Source organism: Thalassovita sp. (genome assembly GCF_965218685.1).
Taxonomy (GTDB): domain Bacteria; phylum Pseudomonadota; class Alphaproteobacteria; order Rhodobacterales; family Rhodobacteraceae; genus Thalassobius.
The window spans coordinates 1,646,159-1,665,629 of sequence record NZ_OZ244657.1 but is presented as its reverse complement, the minus strand read 5'-3'; the positions used below and the strand labels follow the sequence as shown (position 1 = coordinate 1,665,629).

At 60.8% G+C, this 19,471-nt stretch carries 17 protein-coding genes; 8 read left to right on the top strand and 9 right to left on the bottom strand.

Annotated elements, in window-relative coordinates; translation table 11 throughout:
• The first annotated feature begins 24 nt into the window (after positions 1-24).
• The gene (locus ACOQOQ_RS08405; protein ID WP_420569683.1) at positions 25-435 is read left to right on the top strand and encodes a hypothetical protein; all 411 of its coding nucleotides are present in this window, start codon (positions 25-27) and stop codon (positions 433-435) included.
• A gap of 223 nt (positions 436-658) precedes the next feature.
• Positions 659-1,543, top strand: a complete 885-nt coding sequence (gene purU, locus ACOQOQ_RS08400) for a formyltetrahydrofolate deformylase (protein WP_420569682.1) — start codon at positions 659-661, stop codon at positions 1,541-1,543.
• Positions 1,544-1,611: 68 nt separating this feature from the next.
• Here purU and ACOQOQ_RS08395 read toward each other — a convergent pair whose 3' ends face one another.
• The 7 genes from ACOQOQ_RS08395 to ACOQOQ_RS08365 all read right to left on the bottom strand — a co-directional run bounded on the left by ACOQOQ_RS08395 (position 1,612) and on the right by ACOQOQ_RS08365 (position 9,438).
• Positions 1,612-2,763 carry an acyl-CoA dehydrogenase family protein gene (locus ACOQOQ_RS08395; RefSeq protein WP_420569681.1) on the bottom strand — a complete coding sequence of 384 codons (1,152 nt, stop codon included), beginning with the start codon at positions 2,761-2,763 and terminating at the stop codon, positions 1,612-1,614.
• Between the two features lie 85 nt (positions 2,764-2,848).
• Positions 2,849-4,015: an ABC transporter substrate-binding protein gene (locus tag ACOQOQ_RS08390; RefSeq protein WP_420569680.1), complete on the bottom strand. Its 1,167-nt coding sequence runs from the start codon at positions 4,013-4,015 to the stop codon at positions 2,849-2,851.
• Positions 4,016-4,077: 62 nt separating this feature from the next.
• Positions 4,078-5,925 (bottom strand): AMP-dependent synthetase/ligase, encoded by a 1,848-nt coding sequence (locus ACOQOQ_RS08385; protein WP_420569679.1) that lies wholly within the window; start codon positions 5,923-5,925, stop codon positions 4,078-4,080.
• Between the two features lie 4 nt (positions 5,926-5,929).
• Positions 5,930-6,697, bottom strand: coding sequence for an ABC transporter ATP-binding protein (locus ACOQOQ_RS08380; RefSeq protein ID WP_420569678.1), 768 nt, complete (start codon positions 6,695-6,697; stop codon positions 5,930-5,932).
• Positions 6,694-7,464: an ABC transporter ATP-binding protein gene (locus tag ACOQOQ_RS08375; RefSeq protein WP_420569677.1), complete on the bottom strand. Its 771-nt coding sequence runs from the start codon at positions 7,462-7,464 to the stop codon at positions 6,694-6,696. The genes ACOQOQ_RS08380 and ACOQOQ_RS08375 overlap by 4 nt, the downstream gene beginning before the upstream one ends.
• Positions 7,461-8,558 (bottom strand): branched-chain amino acid ABC transporter permease, encoded by a 1,098-nt coding sequence (locus ACOQOQ_RS08370; RefSeq protein WP_420569676.1) that lies wholly within the window; start codon positions 8,556-8,558, stop codon positions 7,461-7,463. Before ACOQOQ_RS08370 ends, ACOQOQ_RS08375 begins: the two co-directional genes overlap by 4 nt.
• A 4-nt stretch (positions 8,559-8,562) precedes the next feature.
• Complete coding sequence (locus tag ACOQOQ_RS08365; protein ID WP_420569675.1) at positions 8,563-9,438, bottom strand: branched-chain amino acid ABC transporter permease; 876 nt, start codon at positions 9,436-9,438, stop codon at positions 8,563-8,565.
• Between the two features lie 204 nt (positions 9,439-9,642).
• Here ACOQOQ_RS08365 and ACOQOQ_RS08360 point away from each other — a divergent pair, with 204 nt between their 5' ends.
• From ACOQOQ_RS08360 to ACOQOQ_RS08335, 6 genes are read left to right on the top strand one after another with little or no spacing between them, the layout of a single operon-like run.
• Positions 9,643-10,296 (top strand): TetR/AcrR family transcriptional regulator, encoded by a 654-nt coding sequence (locus ACOQOQ_RS08360; RefSeq protein WP_420569674.1) that lies wholly within the window; start codon positions 9,643-9,645, stop codon positions 10,294-10,296.
• A 24-nt stretch (positions 10,297-10,320) separates the two neighbouring features.
• Positions 10,321-11,529, top strand: coding sequence for an acetyl-CoA C-acetyltransferase (locus ACOQOQ_RS08355; RefSeq protein ID WP_420569673.1), 1,209 nt, complete (start codon positions 10,321-10,323; stop codon positions 11,527-11,529).
• An 11-nt stretch (positions 11,530-11,540) separates the two neighbouring features.
• A complete protein-coding gene (locus ACOQOQ_RS08350; RefSeq protein WP_420569672.1) occupies positions 11,541-13,688 on the top strand; it encodes a 3-hydroxyacyl-CoA dehydrogenase NAD-binding domain-containing protein in 2,148 nt (715 codons plus the stop codon).
• Positions 13,685-14,812: a CaiB/BaiF CoA transferase family protein gene (locus ACOQOQ_RS08345; RefSeq protein WP_420569671.1), complete on the top strand. Its 1,128-nt coding sequence runs from the start codon at positions 13,685-13,687 to the stop codon at positions 14,810-14,812. The genes ACOQOQ_RS08350 and ACOQOQ_RS08345 overlap by 4 nt, the downstream gene beginning before the upstream one ends.
• An 11-nt stretch (positions 14,813-14,823) precedes the next feature.
• Entirely contained in the window at positions 14,824-15,609 is a 786-nt protein-coding gene (locus tag ACOQOQ_RS08340; RefSeq protein WP_420569670.1) for an enoyl-CoA hydratase/isomerase family protein, read from the top strand.
• Positions 15,610-16,584 carry an NAD(P)H-dependent flavin oxidoreductase gene (locus ACOQOQ_RS08335; protein WP_420569669.1) on the top strand — a complete coding sequence of 325 codons (975 nt, stop codon included), beginning with the start codon at positions 15,610-15,612 and terminating at the stop codon, positions 16,582-16,584.
• Positions 16,585-16,597: 13 nt separating this feature from the next.
• Here ACOQOQ_RS08335 and cueR read toward each other — a convergent pair whose 3' ends face one another.
• Positions 16,598-16,987, bottom strand: coding sequence for a Cu(I)-responsive transcriptional regulator (cueR, locus tag ACOQOQ_RS08330; RefSeq protein ID WP_420569668.1), 390 nt, complete (start codon positions 16,985-16,987; stop codon positions 16,598-16,600).
• 3 nt (positions 16,988-16,990) lie between these two features.
• Entirely contained in the window at positions 16,991-19,444 is a 2,454-nt protein-coding gene (locus ACOQOQ_RS08325; protein WP_420569667.1) for a heavy metal translocating P-type ATPase, read from the bottom strand.
• Positions 19,445-19,471: the final 27 nt, after the last annotated feature.

The following is a 19,471-nucleotide window of genomic DNA, read 5'->3' as shown; positions in this document are numbered from 1 at the left end:
ATGTTGAAACAAAGGGACTTTTCCATGACCAAATCATTTTCCCTTTCCGTTTTGGTCGCTGTCCTGCCGGTTGTGGCGGCTTGCGCTCCACTTGCTGTATGGCTGGCTTTCGACACACCTGGCCGGCAGGGGGTGAGTGCCCTGCCGGCCCTTGTTCCAACGCTGCTGTTGGGCTGGCCGTTGGCCCGCGCCGTGCGGCTGCACTTGCCGGTCGTCTCGGTGATCTGGGCCATGCTTGGGCTGTTGTGGCAGGGCGTGTTGTGGGTCGTCGCGGTGACACCGTCTCCCGCGCAAACCTTCGCCGAGGCCTTTGCCCGCGCCCTGTCTGAATGGCTCTATGCAGCCTCGCCCGTACTGTTGATCGGTGTCGCCGGGTCGCTGGCCACGCTTGGTTTGATGATGTCCAATTCTCCGGTTCGGGGGTCCCAAGACTAGTCCCCATCTGTCCTGCCCCCGGGACATCATCACCTGACCGGCCCACCCAGAGCAGGGGTGGGCCGGTTTCTTATTCCCCCGCGCCCGCCGCCTATCGGAAACTTAGCCCTTCTCCGCGCGCGCGCTTTCCCGCATTTTAGGCCCAAAGCGTCGCATTCGGCCATTGAGGGCAGAATTTTCGCAATTATACCGGCCAAGTAACCCATGAATACCAAAGGCCCCCATGAACAGCTTCGCCCTGACCGTCAAATGCAAATCCACGCGCGGCATCGTCGCGACCATCGCTGCTTTCCTGGCAAAACAGGGCTGCAACATTACTGACTCGGCCCAGTTCGATGACGCCGAGACCCAGAATTTCTTCATGCGCATCAGCTTTCGCAGCGAAAAGGGCGCGGGCATCGACGCGCTGACCCAGGCCTTCGCCCAGACCGCCGAAGACTTCGACATGAGCTACGCCTTCCACGACGAAAGCCACAAGATGAAGGTCATCCTGATGGTCTCGCGGTTCGGGCACTGCCTGAACGATCTGTTGTATCGCTGGCGCATCGGCGCTCTGCCAATCGATATCGTCGGCGTGATTTCGAACCATATGGAGTATCAAAAGGTCGTCGTGAATCACGACATCCCCTTCCACTACATCAAGGTCACTAAGGAAAACAAAGCCCAGGCCGAAGCGCAGCAAATGGCCATCATCGAGGATACCGGCGCCGAACTGGTCGTTCTGGCCCGTTACATGCAGGTGCTGTCGGATGAAATGTGCACAAAGATGTCCGGCCGGATCATCAACATCCACCACTCGTTCCTGCCAAGTTTCAAGGGCGCAAACCCGTATAAACAGGCCTACCAACGCGGTGTTAAGCTGATCGGTGCCACTGCCCACTACGTCACCGCCGACCTGGACGAGGGCCCCATCATCGAACAGGACATCGTCCGCGTCACCCACGCCCAATCCCCCGAGGATTACGTCAGCCTTGGCCGCGATGTCGAAGCCTCGGTGCTGGCCCGCGCAATCCACGCCCATATCCACCACCGCAGCTTCCTCAATGGCAACAAGACCATCGTCTTCCCGGCCTCGCCGGGCTCCTATGCCTCTGAGCGGATGGGCTGACAGCGCCGCACGCGCCATCCCCGAGGCCGCAAGGCCGAGATATCCAGCGCGCGCGCAGCGCGCTCCGCTTAATTGCGCCGCCGTTCGTCCAGCCCAAGGCCGCGGCCGATGATCTCGCGCATGATTTCGGATGTGCCTGCGTAAATCCGACTGATGCGCGCGTCGCTATACAGGCGCGAGATTTCGTACTCGTCCATATACCCCGCCCCGCCATGCAGTTGGACGCATTCATCCACCACGCGCCCCTCTACTTCCGAGGTGAAAAGCTTGGCTTCGGCCGCCATTTCCGCGCTCAGCTGGCCTTGCAGATGTTCGCGCACCAAGTGGTCCGTCAGGGCCCAGCCCGCATCCAGTTCGGTCCGCATCGAGGCCATTTTGAACCTGGAGTTCTGGAAAGTGCCGATCGGCTGGCCAAAGGCGCGACGCTCGGTGATATAGTCCATCGTGATGTCAAAGGCGTATTCTGCCCGCGCCATAAAGCCTAGCGCGCCCATGATGCGTTCCTCGGCCAGGTTCATCATCATCGCCCTGAAGCCCTCGTGAGGATCACCCAGCACGTTTTCCTTGGGCACTTTCACATCATCGAAAAACAGCTCGGCCGTATCCTGCGACGCCAGCCCCATTTTCTTCAGGTTCCGCCCGCGCGAAAACCCCTCCATCCCGTCTTCGACCAGGAACAGACCGATCTGATGGCCGTCCCCGGTGCGCGCGGCAACGACGACCAGCCCGGCCAGTTTGCCATTCGAGATAAAGGTTTTCGAACCGTTCAGAACCCAATGATCCCCCATGTCCACCGCACGGGTTTTCACGGCGCCAAGGTCTGATCCGGTGCCCGGTTCGGTCATCGCGATGGCCAGAACCGTGTCGCCCGAAATCACGCCGGGCAGGAAGCGTTTCTTCTGCTCATCCGTACCCATCTTGTGTAGGTACGGCCCCACGATCCGGTTATGCAGCGCGATGAAAAATCCCGGCTCGCGCGGGTTAATTTCCTCGGCCAGAATCATATCATAGCGGAAATCATCCAGTCCCAGACCGCCATATTCCTCGTCTGCATACATGCACAGGAACCCTTGGTCCCCGGCCTTTTTCCAGGCTTCCCGGCTGACGCATCCTTGCTCGCGCCAGGCCTCGCCATGGGGGAAAACCTCGGCCTCGGCCCATTTGCGGACGGTTTGGCGGAAAATCTCGTGTTCTTCGTCATAAATCGTTCGTTTCAGCACGGGGAGCCTCCGGTCCGATCTGGCGTTTAAAATGTTGGGGAAGCAAGCAGGCGGGGCGATAGATCACCGCCCCGCCGTTGAAAGATCACTCGATGGTGGTCATGAGTTTCCAGCTGCCGTTTTCCACGGCCGAGATGTAGATCTGCGTCGCCGCGACATGGTTGTCGGCGGACATGTTGACCTTATTGCCAGCAACTTCATCGTCATATTGCAGCCCTTCCATGGCCGCGATGAACCCTTCGCGGGTCAGGTCAGGGCCAGCGGCCTCAAGACCTTTGACGATCAGCTCGGCGGCCGAGCGGCCCAGCAGGGCACCGGTGCCGGGGAACTTTTCGCCCGTGGCGTCGGTATAGGATTTCACCCAGCCCGCGACGGTGGCGTTGCCCATGCGGGCCTCTAGGTCCTGCCAACCGGCAGCGGCATAGACACCGCCCATGACACCCTGTGCCGCCAGACCCTTGGCCACAACGGTGTGGAACCCGGCCGAGCTGAGCAGGAAGTCAACGTCAACGCCCAGCTTGTTGGCCGTGGCGATCACGTTGATGGTTTGGCTGACGCCCAGTGCCAGGCCAACAGTGGTGCAGCCTGCGCTTTTGATCTTACCCAATGCGCCCGAGAAATCGGTTTCATCCGGCTTGTGCTGCGTTTCGATACCGAAGGCCGCACCGGTTTCCGCAGCCCCGTCTTTCACCGCCATTTCGATTTCCTTACCGAAATCTGTCGGCAGGTACATCAGGCAGAAAGTTTCGGGATCACCGTCGTTGGCCATGGACACTGTCGCGGCCTTCACCGCGTCATAATACGAGGCCGTCCCCGCAAATTTCCACGGCGCCGGCGGATCGACCATCTGGCGTGCGGCGGTCAGCGGGCTGACATTCGGAATGCCCTTAGGCTCCATCAGCTTGAACATGGCGATGTTGGTGGGGGTGCCCAGGTTCAGCAACATGGCGAAAACCTTGTCACGGTTGACCAGCTTATTGGCTGACTGCACCGCTTTGGGCACCTGATAGCCGTGATCCTCGACGATATAGGAAATCTTGCGCCCGTGGACGCCGCCTGCTGCGTTGACCTCGTCGAAATACAGCTGTGCAGCCTTCACCGCAGGCACCGAGAAGGGCGCAAAAATGCCCGACAGGTCATGCGCCCCGCCCAGTTTGATTTCGGTGTCCGAGACACCGTCCTCGGCCATCGCAGGGGCGCCAAGGCCCACCGACAGCGCCGCCGCGGCGGCAAACGTTTTGAATAGTTTCATTGGTGTCGTTCCTCCCATTGGTACGATTAACGTTCTGGCCGCGCCCCTCCTCAAAGGCGCGATCAGTACATGCTTTCGATCAAGCCGGCGTGACGCTGGTTCACGTGGTTCCGCTTGAGCTTCATGGTGGGGGTCAGCTCCTCGTCCTCGGCGGTCAGCAGGATGTCGATCAGACGAAAATCCTTGATCTGTTCCACCTGTGCGAAGTCCTTGTTGGTCTCGCTTACGACCTGGCCGATCAGGTCCACCACCTCCTTTGCGCGCGTCAGGGACGCGAAGTCTGCATAAGGAATTTGACGTTCTTGCGCGAACCTTTCAACATTTTCCTGATCAATCATCACCAGGCATGTCAGGTATTTACGCCCGTCCCCGATCACCACCGCGTCAGATACATATGGCGAGAACTTGAGTTTGCTCTCAATTTCAGCGGGCGTGATGTTCTTGCCCCCGGCGGTGATGATGATGTCTTTCATCCGGCCGGTGATGGTCAGATTGCCCTCGTTATCAAGGCGTCCGACGTCACCGGTACGCAGCCAGCCATCCTCGGTCATGGTTTCGGCGGTTTTTTCCGGCTTCTTCCAGTAACCGCCAAACACAGCCGGGCCACCCACCAGGATTTCCCCTTCGGGTGAGATCTTGATCTGCGTGCCGGGCGTTGCCTGCCCCACGGTGCTGATCTTGTTATGCGCCAGCGTGTTCACCGTGGCCACGCCTGAGGTTTCGGTCATCCCGAAGCCTTCCAACAGGTGCACGCCGATCGCCTCGAACCAGCGCAACAAATCGGGCGAGATCGGCGCAGCCCCAGTGGTACAGCGCCGCGTGCGTTGCAGGCCCAGCAATTGGCGCAGGTTCCGCAGAACCAGCAGATCGGCCAGGAACAGGTTCAGCTTGGCGCCCGGGGACAGGTGTTTGCCCGCCTCCTTGGCCTCGACCTTTTTCATGCCGGCTGCCACGGCCCAATCCAGAAAAGTGCGGCCAACCCAGCCCGCCTCGGACCGCATGATGCTGATGCGGCTGTAAATCTTTTCCCAGATCCGAGGCACCCCGGTGAAGGAATGCGGGCTGACCTCGCGCAGGTTGTCGAACACGGTTTCCGGGCTTTCGGCAAAGTTCACCTTACAGCCCGCAAGTATCGGGAATTCCACAGAGATCAGACGCTCCAGAACGTGACACAGCGGCAGGAAGCACAGCAGCTCGTCCGTCTGTTCAAACTCGATCGTCTGCTCGCCTGCGAACATCTGAAAGACGATGTTGCGATGCGTGATGATCGCGCCTTTCGGTGGCCCTGTGGTGCCCGATGTATAGATCAGCATCCGCGGATCTTCGGGCTTGGCTTTCTCCAACTCTTCCATGAAACGGTTGGGGTGGGCTTTGGCCTCAGCCTCGCCCAGCTCCATCAACTCGTCCCAGAACATCACCATCGGGTCATCGAATGTCGCCAGCCCATCGCGATCAAACACGATAACCTTTTTCAGGCCGGGCATCTGGTCGCGAACCTCAAGGAACTTGTCTAGCTGTTCATCATTTTCCACGAACAGGAAGGGCGCACCGGAATCGTTCACCAGATAAGCCAACTGGCTGGCCGCATCGGTGGTGTAAACACCCGAGGGAATGCCCCCAACAGCGGCCACGCCCAGGTCAACATAGAGCCATTCACGCCGATCCTCGGACAGGATCTGTACGGCTTGACCGCGCTCCAGTCCCATCGCCAACAGACCAAGAGCCGCATTGCGTGCACCGTTGAAATATTCCGTCCACGAATAAGATTGCCAGACGCCCAGCTCTTTTTCGCGGTGGGCGGTCTTATCGCCCAATTCGTGGCAGCGTTTGGCCCACAGCTTCACAACCGTATCGCAACCATCCATCGTAATCGGCGCGTCGGCCGGGATGAGCATATCCGTGTTCATCATCTCGTTACCTCCACGTCTTGCGCCGTTTCCAGCGTTTCTGCCCGCGCTGGTTTTCTTCCTGACGACCCAAGTAGAATTCCTGAATGTCGTCCGAGGCGCGCAGCTCTTCGCAGCTGCCCGCCATCACGATCCGGCCCATTTCCAGAACATAACCCTGGTGCGCCGTATGCAGCGCGACATTGGCGTTCTGTTCGACCAGCAGCATCGTGACTTTCTGCTCGGCGTTCAGACGTTTGATGATGGCAAAAATCTCCTGCGTCAGCAGCGGCGACAGACCCAGAGAGGGCTCGTCAAGCAGCATCAGTTTCGGCTTGGCCATCAGGCCGCGCCCGATCGCCAGCATCTGCTGCTGCCCGCCCGACAGGAACCCCGCCGACTGGCTGCGGCGTTCCTTGAGGATCGGGAAATACTCATAGACCAGAGCAATGTCGTCGCGCAGGTCCACGCCTTTGCGGGCATAGGCGCCCATCTTCAGGTTTTCCTCGATGGTCAGATAGGGAAACACCTCGCGCCCTTCGGGAACGTGGGCCAGACCCATGCGGACAATCTCGTCAGGTTGTTTGCCAACGATGTCCACGCCATTGAATTCGATGTTGCCCTTTTCGGGATCCATCAGACCGCTGATGGTCTTCATCAGGGTGGTTTTGCCCGCGCCGTTGGCGCCCAGGATGGTGACAATCTCGCCTTCGTTGACCTCAAGCGAGACCCCGCGCAACGCCATGATCGCGCCATAGAAGGTTTCGACGTTTCGGATATCCAGAACCTTGGTCATGCGTCCACCTCCGTTCCCAGATATGCCGCTTTGACCTGCGCGTCATCCTGCACTTCAGCTGGCGTTCCCATAGCCAGCGGTTGGCCATTGGCCACTGCAAGAACGCGATCGCTGACCTGGTTCACAAGTTTCATGTCATGTTCCACCATCAAAACGGTCAGCCCCATGTCGCGGCGCATGTCCTCGACCCAAAAGGCAACCTCCTGGCTTTCTTCGACGCTCAGCCCCGAGGCCGGTTCGTCCAGCAGGATCATCTTGGGGCCCATGGCCAGCGCACGGCCGATTTCCACCACCTTGCGCACGCCGTAAGGCAAGCCCGCGATCAGCTTCTCGCGGTAGGCTTCGAGCTCCAGAAACTCGATCACCTCTTCGACTTTCTGACGGTGTCCGCGTTCCTCGCGGCGGACTTTGGGCACAAAGAACATGTCTTCGTACCAGCGCGTCCGGCGATGCGTGTGGCGCCCCATCATCAGGTTGTCCAAAACGGTCGAATGATCGAACAGTTCGATATTCTGAAAGGTCCGCGCGATACCAAGCTGCCCAATATCATGCGCCATCAGGTCAGTAATATCCTGCCCGTCGAACCGGATCGTGCCGCGGGTCGGTTTGTAGAACCGCGAGATCAGATTGAAGATGGTGGACTTGCCCGCCCCGTTCGGCCCGATGATCGAGAAGACCTCGCCTTCTTCGACCTTGAAACTGACCCCGTCCACGGCTTTCACACCGCCGAAATGGATGGCCAGATCGTCAACTTCCAACAGGCTCATTTCATCCGCTCCGTTTTCAGATAGGTTTTCTGGCGGCGGAACATGTCACGCCGGGCCAGCGGAAACAGCTGGAACCACGCACGGATTTTCAGCCAGCGGCCATACAACCCGTTCGGTTCATAAATGATGAAAGTCACCAGAATGACCGAGAAGATCAATGTATCCAGACCGGGCATTGCCGACAGGTCGATCCCCACGCTGGACTTCAGCCCATCCCGCAGGATCGCGATCACCTGTGGTACGGCTGTGATCAGGATGGCTCCAAAGAACGCGCCCTGGATGAAGCCCAGCCCCCCGATGGTCACCACCAACAACAGGTTGATCGAGATGAAGATCGAGAAGAGCTCGTAGTTGAAGAAGCTGATATAGTGCCCCATCAATGCGCCCGCCAAGCCAGTCATCGCACAGCTCAGCCCAAAGGCCAGCGATCGGGTGCGCGTGACGTTGATGCCCAGCGCGCGGGCTGAAACCTCGGAATCACGCACGGCCAGAAAACTGCGGCCCGTGGGGCTGCGCATCAGGTTGGCATACATCCAAGTGACCCCAACAACGACCACCAGACACAGCCAGTAGAAGTTGTTCAAGCTGGAATAGCGGTCAAAATCCACACCCAGAATGGTGATCGAGGGCGCAAAGATGCCCCCCACTCCACCGGTAATGGGCTCGGCCACGATGATCAGTTCCTCGACGATGACGAACAGGGCCAGCGTCGCGATGGCCAGATAGATGCCCGACATGCGCACCGCCGGAATGGCGACGATGGCGCCAAACACACCGGCTGCGATCCCCGCCAGCGGGAAGGCGATCACCCACGGCACGCCAATATTCATCAGCGCCGCATCCGTGTAGGCCCCGATCGCCAGAAAGGCCGCATGGCCCAGGCTGGCCTGACCCGTGTGGCCCACCAGCAGCATCAACCCCATCCCGGCCAGCGACCAGATCAGTGTGTTGGTGATCTCGGCCAAGTAGTACTCGCCCGCAAAGAACGGCAGCACCGCCATAAAGGCCACCAACAGCGCGATCTTGCCGCGCGCCCAGCCGTCTTCGTGCAGGTCGATGTCGTTGTCATAGCTTGTCTTAAAGATAACTTTCATCGGCTCAGACCTTCTTGGCGTAGATCTGGGCAAACAGTCCGTTCGGACGAGTGACCAGCACAGCTAGCATGATGATATAGGGGCTCATCTGGCTGAACCCGGCGGGCAGATAACGGGCCGCGATTGGCTCGACCACACCGATCAGGATGCCACCAAGCAATGCGCCCGGCAGGCTGCCAAAACCGCCGATAACGGCCGCTGCAAAGGCCTTGATCCCCAGCAGGCCGATGTTCGGATCAATCGCCCCTTTCGAGGCATAAAGCACCCCGGCAATTGTCGAAACGACGCCCGACAGGGCCCAGATCATCGAGTTTACCCGGCGCACCGGAACACCGACGATATAGGCCGCCATCTGGTTCTGAGACGAGGCCTGTGCGGCCAGACCCAGCTTGGTGAACTGAAAGAACGCCCACAACGACAGGGTCAGGACAGCAGTGACGACAATGGCCGTCACGTCCTCGTAGCCGATGATCAGCCCGCCGAAATCAAACACCTTGCCCGCAAATGGCGTTTCCAACACCAGCGGGGTAAAGCCCCAAATGGCCCCGGCCACGAAACGGAATACGAACCCCATGGCAATCGTCAGAATCACCAGTGCAAAGTGCGGCTGGCCGAAAATCTGCCTGACCACAAAGCGATCAACGCCATATCCTACGCCGCCCATGATAGCGGCCGCCAGGATCACGCCGGGCACAAAGGCCAGCGCGCCATAGTCCGAGTTCACCAGCCCAAGCGCCACAAAGGCACCCAGCATCATCATATCGCCCTGGGCAAAGTTCACGCCCTCGGTCGCCTTGTAAATCAGCACAAAGCCCAACGCGACAAGGCCATAGATACACCCCGTCGCGATCCCTCCGATGATCAGCTGAATCAATTCCATGCGTTTGCCCTTTCTGTCGCCGGACGCATCTCACAAGCATCAGACAGGACAAACCAAACAGCCCGGGTGCGAACCGGGAACAACCCTGCGTAAGGGTCACTCATACACGCATCCATTCTGCCTCCTCCCATGACCGATGAACGCTATTGACTTCAAATAAACACACGTGTTCAATTTCTGTCAACACTGATCATGGAACCGCGCATGAAAGCCGTAAATGCTCGCATATTGCACGCCGCGTTGCGTGTCTTTGCCGACAAAGGCTCGATGCAGATCGCCGTCAGCGATCTGGCGAAAGAGGCCGGCCTGTCGCGTGGAACTATCTATAACAACGTGGAAAATCCGGACGAGCTGTTCAATCAAATTTGTGATCTTTTGTACTATGAACTGCGTCAGGCGATGCGTGAAAACACCGCCCATCTGGATGACCCGGCGCAACGCCTGGCGCTGGTGATGCGCCAGACCATCCGGCGCGTTCACGAAGAACATCACTGGGGGAAATTCATCGCTCAATTCGGGATGCTGGACCCGCGACTGGGAAAATTCTGGGGAAAATTGCCTCGTCGCTTGCTGATGGAAGGGCTGGAAAGCGGCCGTTTCAGCTTTGACGAAGAGCAGCTGCCCTCGATCACCGCCCTGGGTGGTGGGGCTGTGATGGGGGCGACCTCGATGGTCCTGAGCGGGCTGCTGACCTGGCGCCAATCCAGCGCCGACACCGCCGAACTTTACTTGCGCGCCATTGGCGTGCCCCGAGACGAGGCCCGTGCCATCTGCACTCGCCGTTTTGAACCGCTGCCGCGACTGGATTTCACAAGAATCGATTTGCCCAAGCCGGTCGAGGAGAGCGTGCCAAGCTGATTTGTCATTCGAAGGAGGAGCGAGATGACAGAGACCGCCTATATTTACGACGCAATCCGAACACCAAGGTCCAAGGGCAAGCCAGATGGCACCCTGCACGAGGTCAAACCGATCGACCTTGTGACCACCTTGCTGGAGGAGATGCAGTCGCGCCACGATCTGGACACGTCCCGCGTGGATGACCTGATGATGGGCTGCGTCGCCCCTGTGATGGAGCAGGGCGCGGTGCTGCCCAAGATCGCCCTGCAAAAGGCCGGGTGGGACCAAAAGGTCGCCGGCGCGCAGGTCAATCGGTTCTGCGCCTCGGGTCTGGACACGTTCAACACGGCCGCCGCCAAGATCGCCAGTGGGTGGGAAGATCTGGTCTGCGCAGGCGGTTATGAATCCATGTCTCGCGTGCCGATGGGCGCTGATGGCGGCCCCTTTGCCGAAGATCCGGCGACCGCAATCCAGACAGGTTTCGTGCCCCAAGGCATCGGCGCCGACCTGATCGCCACAATCGAAGGCTGGAGCCGCGATGACGTGGACGCTTTTGCCGTGGAATCGCAAAAACGCGCGGCTCATGCACGTGATTCAGGCTGGTTTGACCGCTCGGTTGTGCCTGTCAGGGACGAAACCGGCGTGGTCATTCTGGATCGCGATGATTTCATCAAGCCTGACACGGACATGCAGAAACTGGCGTCGCTAAAACCGTCCTTTGCCGCGATGGGGGGCTTTGGGTTCGACGCTGTCGCGCTGGCCAAATACCCCGAGGTCGCGCAGATCGACCACGTTCATACACCTGGCAACAGCTCGGGCATCGTGGATGGGGCATCCCTGATCATGCTGGGGAACGAACAGGTCGGCAAAGACTTGAACCTGACCCCGCGCGGGCGGGTGGTTTCGATTGCGCTGACCTCAACCGATCCGACGATCATGCTGACGGGCCCCGGCCCTGCCTCGGAAAAGGCGCTGGCCAAGGCGGGCCTGACCATCGACGACATTGATCTTGTGGAAATCAACGAGGCCTTTGCCTCGGTCGCGCTACGTCTGCAACGTGATCTGGATGTGCCGGACGAGAAACTGAACGTCGTGGGCGGAGCCATCGCCATGGGCCACCCGCTGGGCGCCACGGGCGGCTGTCTGGTGTCCACCATGCTGGACGAGCTGGAGCGGCGAAACCAAAAACGTGCGCTGATCTGCATGTGCGTGGGCGGCGGCATGGGCATTGCGTCGATCATCGAGCGGGTCTGAGGGGGACAGACATGACTGATTTCATTTACGAAAAAGACGCCGATGGCATTGTGACCGTCACCATGGACATGCAGGGCCAATCCGCCAACACCATGAACGAACGCTATGTGCCGGGCATGGACGCTGTGATGAATCGGCTGCGCGCCGAGGACGGGCTGACTGGTGTGGTTTTCGCCTCGGCCAAGAAAACGTTCTTTGCGGGGGGCGACCTGCGCGTCATTCTGGCGGTTGAAAAAGCGGACGCCGAAACCTTTCACTATATCGAGGAAAACAAGCGCGCTTATCGCGAGCTGGAACGGCTGCCGGTGCCCGTGGTCGCCGCCATCAACGGTGCGGCTTTGGGCGGCGGGTACGAATTGTGCCTGGCTTGCAATCACCGCATCATCGCGGATGTTCCCGGTGCCATCGTCGGCCTGCCCGAGGTGACGCTGGGCCTGCTGCCCGGTGCGGGCGGTGTGGTGCGGCTGACCAAACTTCTGGGGCTCGAGGCCGCCCTGCCCCACCTGACCGAAGGCAAGCCTGTCAAACCGCAGAAGGCGCTAAAAATTGGCATGGTGGACGAGGTCGTGGACGCCGTTGACGCCCTGATCCCCGCCGCTAAGGCCTGGATCAAAGCCAACCCCGACAGTCACACACAACCTTGGGACCAGCGCGGTTTCCGCTATCCCGGCGGGGACGTTTTGCACCCCAAGGTGCGGCAACTGATCGTCGGCTCGTCAGCGTTTCTGTATTCGAAAACCCGTGGGCTGTTGCCCGCGCCGGAAAAGATCCTGGATATCGCAGTGAACTCGATGCGGATCGACTATGACGCCGCGCTGCGCAGCGAAAGTCGGGGCCTGTGCGCCCTGATCATGACGCCCGAATGCAAGGCGGCGATCACCTCGTTCTTCTTTGGGATGCAGGCGATCAAAGGCGGACAGGTCAGGCCCAAGGGCGACCGGTGGAAGGCGCAGAACGCCGCCATTCTGGGTGCAGGCATGATGGGATCGGGCATTGCTTGGGCCCATGCAAATGCGGGTCTGCCCTCGGTTCTGAAGGACACAGACATGGAGCGCGCCGAAAAGGGCAAATCCTATACCGCCTTGCTGTGCGACAAACGGATCAAGCGTGGCCGGATGGACGAGGCGGGCAAACAACAACGTCTGGACCTGATCACCCCGGCCACGGACAACGCCGCGTTCAATGGCACCGATCTGATCATCGAAGCCGTGTTCGAAGACATCGACCTGAAGGAAAAGGTCATCCCCGAAACCTTTGCCCAGCTTGGGCCGGACGGGATTTACGGGTCCAACACCTCGACCCTGCCAATTTCCATTCTGGCCGAATTCTGCCCCGACCCGACCCGTTTCATCGGCCTGCATTTCTTTAGCCCCGTCGACAAGATGAAGGTGGTCGAGATCATCATGGGCGAAAAAACCAGCGAGGAAACCCTGCGCAAAGCCTATGATTACGTTCAACAAATCGGCTATATGCCCATCGTGGTGAATGACAGCCGTGGCTTTTTTACCAGCCGCGTGTTCGGGACCTTCATGGACGAGGGCATCGCGTTGATGGTGGACGGCATGTCGCCCGTCGCGGTGGAACGCGCGGGCTGGCTGGCGGGGATGCCCGTGGGGCCTCTGGCCGTGCATGACGAGGTGTCCTTGGTGCTGTCGCAGAAGGTCGAGAAGACACATAAGGCGCTGGACGAACGGCTGGGTGTGGACAGCGGCTTTGGCAAGCACAACACCGCGGCCAAGATGGTTTGCGACGCGATGATTGAACAGGGGCGCGGCGGGCGTCGCTATGGGGGCGGCTTTTATGACTATGCCGCCGACGGGTCGAAAACCCTGTGGGACGGGCTTGGCCAGTTCGCCAGGGGCAATGCCGACATCCCCATGCAGGACGCGATTGACCGGCTGCTGTATCGGCAAGCCATTGAGACCTTGCGCTGCCTGAACGAAGGCGTCTTGCGCACCGAGGTCGAAGCCAATCTGGGCGGCATCTTTGCCATCGGGTTCCCAGCCCACACGGGCGGCGCGATCCAGTTCATACGGGGCATCGGGATTGACACCTTTGCTGCTCGCGCAGCCGAACTGGCCGAGCGATATGGCGAACGCTTTGCGCTGGAACCGGGGGCCTTTGACATCCTGCGCGACGCACAGGATCAAGCGGCATGAGCGGGCCTTTGTCCGGTTTGACGGTCGTGGAAATGGCAGGGCTGGGCCCCGCCCCGCTGGCCGGGCAATTCCTGGCCGATCTGGGGGCCGAGGTCATCGTAATCACCCGCAAATCCGGCAAGGCAAATCCAGCAGACATCAACAACCGGGGCAAGCTCTCGGTTGCGCTAAACCTGAAAACGCCCGACGGGATCGAGACCGCCCTGGGCCTGATCGAACGCGCGGACGCGCTGATCGAGGGGTTCCGCCCCGGCGTGATGGAACGCATGGGGCTGGGGCCGGACACTTGCCTGGCCCGCAATCCCGGCCTTGTCTACGGGCGGATGACCGGCTGGGGGCAGGATGGCCCCATGGCGCAGATGGCCGGGCATGACATCAACTATCTGGGTTTGACGGGTGTGCTGCATGCGATCGGCAAAAAGGATGAACCGCCCATCCCCCCGATGAACATTGCCGCCGATTATGCCGGGGGAACGATGTTCCTGCTGTTGGGGGTTCTGTCCGCGATTTACGAGCGCCACCACTCGGGGCGCGGTCAGGTCGTTGACGCCGCGATGGTCGATGGCGCCCCCGCGCTGATGGCGCTGATCCATTCGCTGATTGCGATGGGCCGCTGGAGCGAACAACGCCAAAGCAACTGGCTTGACGGCGGCGCGCCGTTTTACCGGACATATGAGTGTTCGGATGGCAAGTATATCTCGGTCGGACCGCTGGAGCCTCAGTTCTTCGCGCAGCTGGTGGAATTGGCCGGACTGCCCCCCGAACACATGGCCAGCCAGAACGACGAAAGCGAATGGCCGCAGCGTCACGACTTGTATGCACAAGTTTTCCTGACCAAGACTAGGGACGCTTGGACACAGGTTTTTGACGGCACCGACGCCTGCGTTGCCCCCGTTCTGACCTGGTCCGAGGCCCCGCAGCACCCGCATATGCAGGCACGCGAGGTTTTCACGTCGGTCGGAGGCGTCACCCAGGTGAACCCGGCACCGAAGTTCAGTCGCTCGGTCCCCGATCCGGTGACCGCCCCGCCCGCGCCGGGCGCCGATACAGACAGCGTTCTGACCCGTTTGGGTTATGACGCCGAGACTATTGCCGGGATGCGCGCGCGCGGCATCCTGACCTGAGGAGGAAACACATGAGCGATCCGTACAACGGTGTGCTTACGGTCGAGACAGAGGGCGCCATCGCCACCGTGACCCTGACCCGCCCCGACGCGTTCAACGCCATCAATGACGACATGCGCATGGCCCTGATCCAGGCTGTGGCCGACATCGACGGCATGGCCGAAATCCGCGTGGTGATCCTGAAGGGCGAGGGCCCCGGATTCTGCGCAGGTGCGGATCTTAAGGGGGGTCTGGGTCCCATGCCCACCGACCATATGCTCGAGTCCGAGTATCGCCCTTCGCTGATGGGGATCGCCAATTCCTCGAAAATCTGGATCGCGCAGGTGCATGGCTCGGCCGCCGGAATCGGCGCGGCTTATGCGATGAACTGCGACATGGTGGTGATGGCGGAAAATGCCTCGCTCTATATGGCGTTTGCAGCGATTTCGCTGGTGCCGGATGGTGGCAATACCTGGTTGCTGCTAAAAGGGATGGGCTATCACCGCGCCCTGCAAGCCATCATCGAGGGCCGCAAAATCCCCGCCGAGGAATGTCTGCAACACGGGCTGGTGAACCAGTTGTCGCCCGTTGATCAGCTGGAGGCCGATACCCGCGCGCTGGCCGAACGCATCGCCGCCGCCGCCCCGCTGGCCGCCGCCAGTGCCAAGAAAATCCTGCGCAATATCAGCAATGTTTCCTTCTCGGATGCGTTCACCGCCGAGGCTCAGGCGCAGGCCCCACTGACCCAATCCGCCGATTTCCGAGAAGGCGTTCAGGCCTTTATCGAAAAACGCAAACCTGTCTTCAAAGGTAAATAAATGTCCCTGCCCCCTGTTCTGCAAAACCTGCGCATCCCGCTGATCGGCAGCCCGCTGTTCATCATCTCGAACCCAGATCTGGTGATTGCGCAATGTAAGGCTGGCATCGTCGGGTCCTTTCCCGCGCTGAACGCCCGCGAAAAAGAAGGTAACGATCTGGACGAATGGCTGGCCCGGATCACCGACACCCTTGCCGAGCATAACGCCGCAAATCCCGACCAACCCGCAGCGCCGTTTGCGGTGAACCAGATTGTCCATCGTTCCAACCCCCGGCTGGAACGCGACGTCGAGCTGTGCGTGAAACACAAGGTGCCCGTCTGGATCACGTCCCTTGGCGCGCAGGAATGGGTCTATGAGGCCGCGCATTCCGTCGGCGCCATCGTGCTGCATGACATCATCAACGACAAATTCGCCCGCAAGGCCATTCAGAAAGGCGCCGATGGTTTGATCGCCGTGGCCGCTGGCGCTGGTGGCCACGCAGGTGCCCTGTCGCCGCTGGCCTTGGTCCAAGAGATCCGCGAATGGTTCGACGGACCGCTGTTCCTGTCCGGCGCCATCGCGCGCGGAGATTCCATCCTGGCCGCGCAAGCAATGGGCGCGGATGGCGGCTATGCCGGGTCGGCCTTTATCGCCACGAACGAGGCCAACGCGGCCGACCGCTACAAGGAAATGATCACCGAAAGCGGAGCTTCGGACATTGTCTATTCGGACCTCTTCACCGGGGTCTGGGGGAACTACCTGAAGCCCTCGATTTCCGCCGCTGGGATGGACCCAGACAACCTGGAACGCTCGGACCCTTCCAACATGGACTTCGGATCCGAGAAACCCAAAAGCTGGAGCTCGATCTGGGGCTCGGGTCAGGGCATCGGCGCGGTCAAAGACGTGGTGCCCGCCGCGCAATTGGTGGACCGTCTGGCCGAGGAATATTTCGCCGCCGCCGACCGTCTGAGCGCCGAAGTGGCCCGCTATCGCTAAACATGCTGGCCGGTCAGGTTTTCGCAGCCAGATCGGCCAGGATCGGACAATCGGGCCGGTCATCACCCGCGCAGGCGTGCACCAACCCGGCCAGCGTCGCGCGCATCTGGTGCAGTTCGGCCAGCTTTTCGTCGATCCGGGCCAGATGGCCCTTGGCGATCTCTTTGACATCCGCGCTGGCGCGGCTGCGATCCTCGTACAGCGTCAGCAAGTGCCGGCAATCCTCGATACTAAACCCCAGCGCACGAGAGCGGCCCAGAAAAGCCAATTTGTGCAGGTCATTCTCGCTAAAACTGCGGTATCCGTTGGCCGAGCGATCCGGATGAATAAGCCCGATATCCTCGTAATACCGAATGGTTTTCGCAGGCAGGCCTGACCGGTCCGAAACTTCTCCGATATTCATGGGTTATCCTTTCGTTTCCAAGGGCATATCCGGGCGCACGGCGCGCAGACGCAGGGCGTTGGTCAGCACAAAAACGCTGCTGGTAGCCATGGCGCCGGCGGCCAGCATCGGCGAGAGTTGCCAGCCAAACAGGGGATAAAAAACACCTGCCGCAACGGGGATAAGCGCGGTGTTATACCCAAAGGCCCAGAACAGGTTTTGCCGGATATTGCGCATCACGCGGGCCGACAGACCAAAGGCATTCACTACCCCGCGCAGATCGCCAGACATCAGCACAACATCCGCGCTTTCGATGGCTACGTCCGTGCCCGAACCGATGGCGATCCCCACATCCGCATGGGCCAAGGCGGGCGCGTCGTTAATCCCGTCACCGACGAAGGCCAGTGTTTTGCCACCCGCGCGCAGGCTGTCCAGCGCCTCGACCTTGCCTTGGGGCAGTACCTCGGCGACCACGTGGTCGATGCCCAGTTCGGCAGCAATGGCCCGGGCCGTGGCAGCATTGTCACCCGTGATCATGGCCACCTGCAGGCCGCGTTCGTGCAGCGCGTCGATCACCCGTTTGCTGGCCGGTTTCACCGGGTCCGAGACCGCGATCACTGCCGCGATTTGCCCGTCGATGGCCGCGTACAGCGGGGTTTTACCGGCTTGCGCCAACGCTTTGCCGACGTTCTCCAATGCGCCCAATTCAACCTTGCGGCGGATCATCAACCTGTCGGCGCCGACCATCACCCGCGCGCCCTCGACCGTGCCAAGAACGCCATATCCGGTGACCGAGCCGAACTTTTCCACCTGCGGCAAAGGCGCGTCGGCAGCATCCACGATGGCTTGGGCGATGGGGTGTTCAGACAGCGCCTCGACCGCCGCAACCTTGCGTAGGACATCCGCGCGATCAAAGCCTTCGGCAACGGTGAAATCGGTCAGCGCCGGGGCGCCCATGGTCAGCGTGCCGGTCTTGTCCAGGGCCACCACGTCCACGCCCGACAGCGCCTGCAACGCGTCACCTTTGCGGAACAGCACGCCCATTTCAGCGGCACGCCCCGTTCCCACCATGATCGAGGTCGGCGTGGCCAGCCCCATCGCACAGGGACAGGCGATGATCAGCACGGCCACCCCGGCCACCAAAGCATGAGACAACACCGGGGACGGACCGAACACCAACCACGCCAGAACCGTCAGCAACGCCACGCCCATCACGGCGGGCACGAACCACAGGGTGATCCGGTCCACCACGCCCTGAATGGGCAGTTTCGCGCCCTGCGCCTGTTCAACCAGCCGGATGATCTGCGCCAGCATGGTGTCGTTGCCGACCTTGGTGGCGCGCAGTTGCAGCGCTCCGGTGCCGTTCACCGTGCCACCGACCACCTGAGCGCCGGGGGATTTGGCGACGGGAACAGGCTCGCCAGTGATCATGCTTTCATCCACATACGAGCTGCCCTCGGTCACCTCACCGTCGACAGGCAAACGCTCGCCAGGGCGGACAAGGACGGTGTCACCAGTAAGGATCTGTTCGGCCGGGATGTCCTGCGCAGTGCCGTCCCGCAGCACCCGCGCGGTTGAAACCCGCAGCCCCAGCAATTTACGGATGGCCTGGCCGGTCCGGCCCTTGGCCCGCGCCTCAAGATACCGGCCCAGCAGGATCAGCACCACGATCACCGCGGCTGATTCAAAATACACCGCCTGCGCGCCAGCGGGGAGCAGCCCCGGAGCAAACAGCGCCACCACCGAGAACCCATAGGCCGCCGCCGTACCCACCGCGACCAAGGCGTTCATGTCCGGCGCGCCCCGAAACAGCGCTGGGAATCCCTTGGCATAGAACTGGCGCCCCGGCCCGATCAGCACGGCCGTTGTCAGCACGAATTGCAGCAGCCAACTGGCTTGCTGTCCGATCGTCATGTGCACCCAGTGATGGAAGGACGGCACCAGATGCCCACCCATTTCCAGAATGAACACCGGCAAGGCCAAAGCCGCCGCCAGGATCAGCCGCCCGCGCTGTTGGCGGGCCTCCTCCTCCTTGCGGTTTTCGTGCAGCTTGGCGCCAGTATCGCGCGGCTTGGCCGGATAGCCCGCCGCCCCCATCGCCGCCTGCATCTGCGCCGTATCGCCCAAGCCCTGCACATAGGACACCTGCGCCGTTTCATTGGCCAGATTGACCGCCACTTCGGTCACACCGGGCAGATCGGCCAGGGCCTTTTCGACCCGGCCAACGCAGGACGCGCAGGTCATCCCTTCGACGTCAAAGATCACCTTTTCCACCTGCGCCGGATAGCCAGCCCGGGTCAGGCCAGACAGAATCAGGTCAACCCCGCCCGTTTCAAAGGTCACCATCGCGCTTTCGGTGGCCAGGTTCACGCTTGCCTCGGACACGCCCTGCGTTCCGAGCAGCGTTTTTTCCACCCGGCCCACGCAAGCGGCGCAGGTCATGCCTTCGATCTGGATTTGTGCGGTTTGCGTGCTCATTTCGGGGCCTTCCGTGCCGTGCAGGCC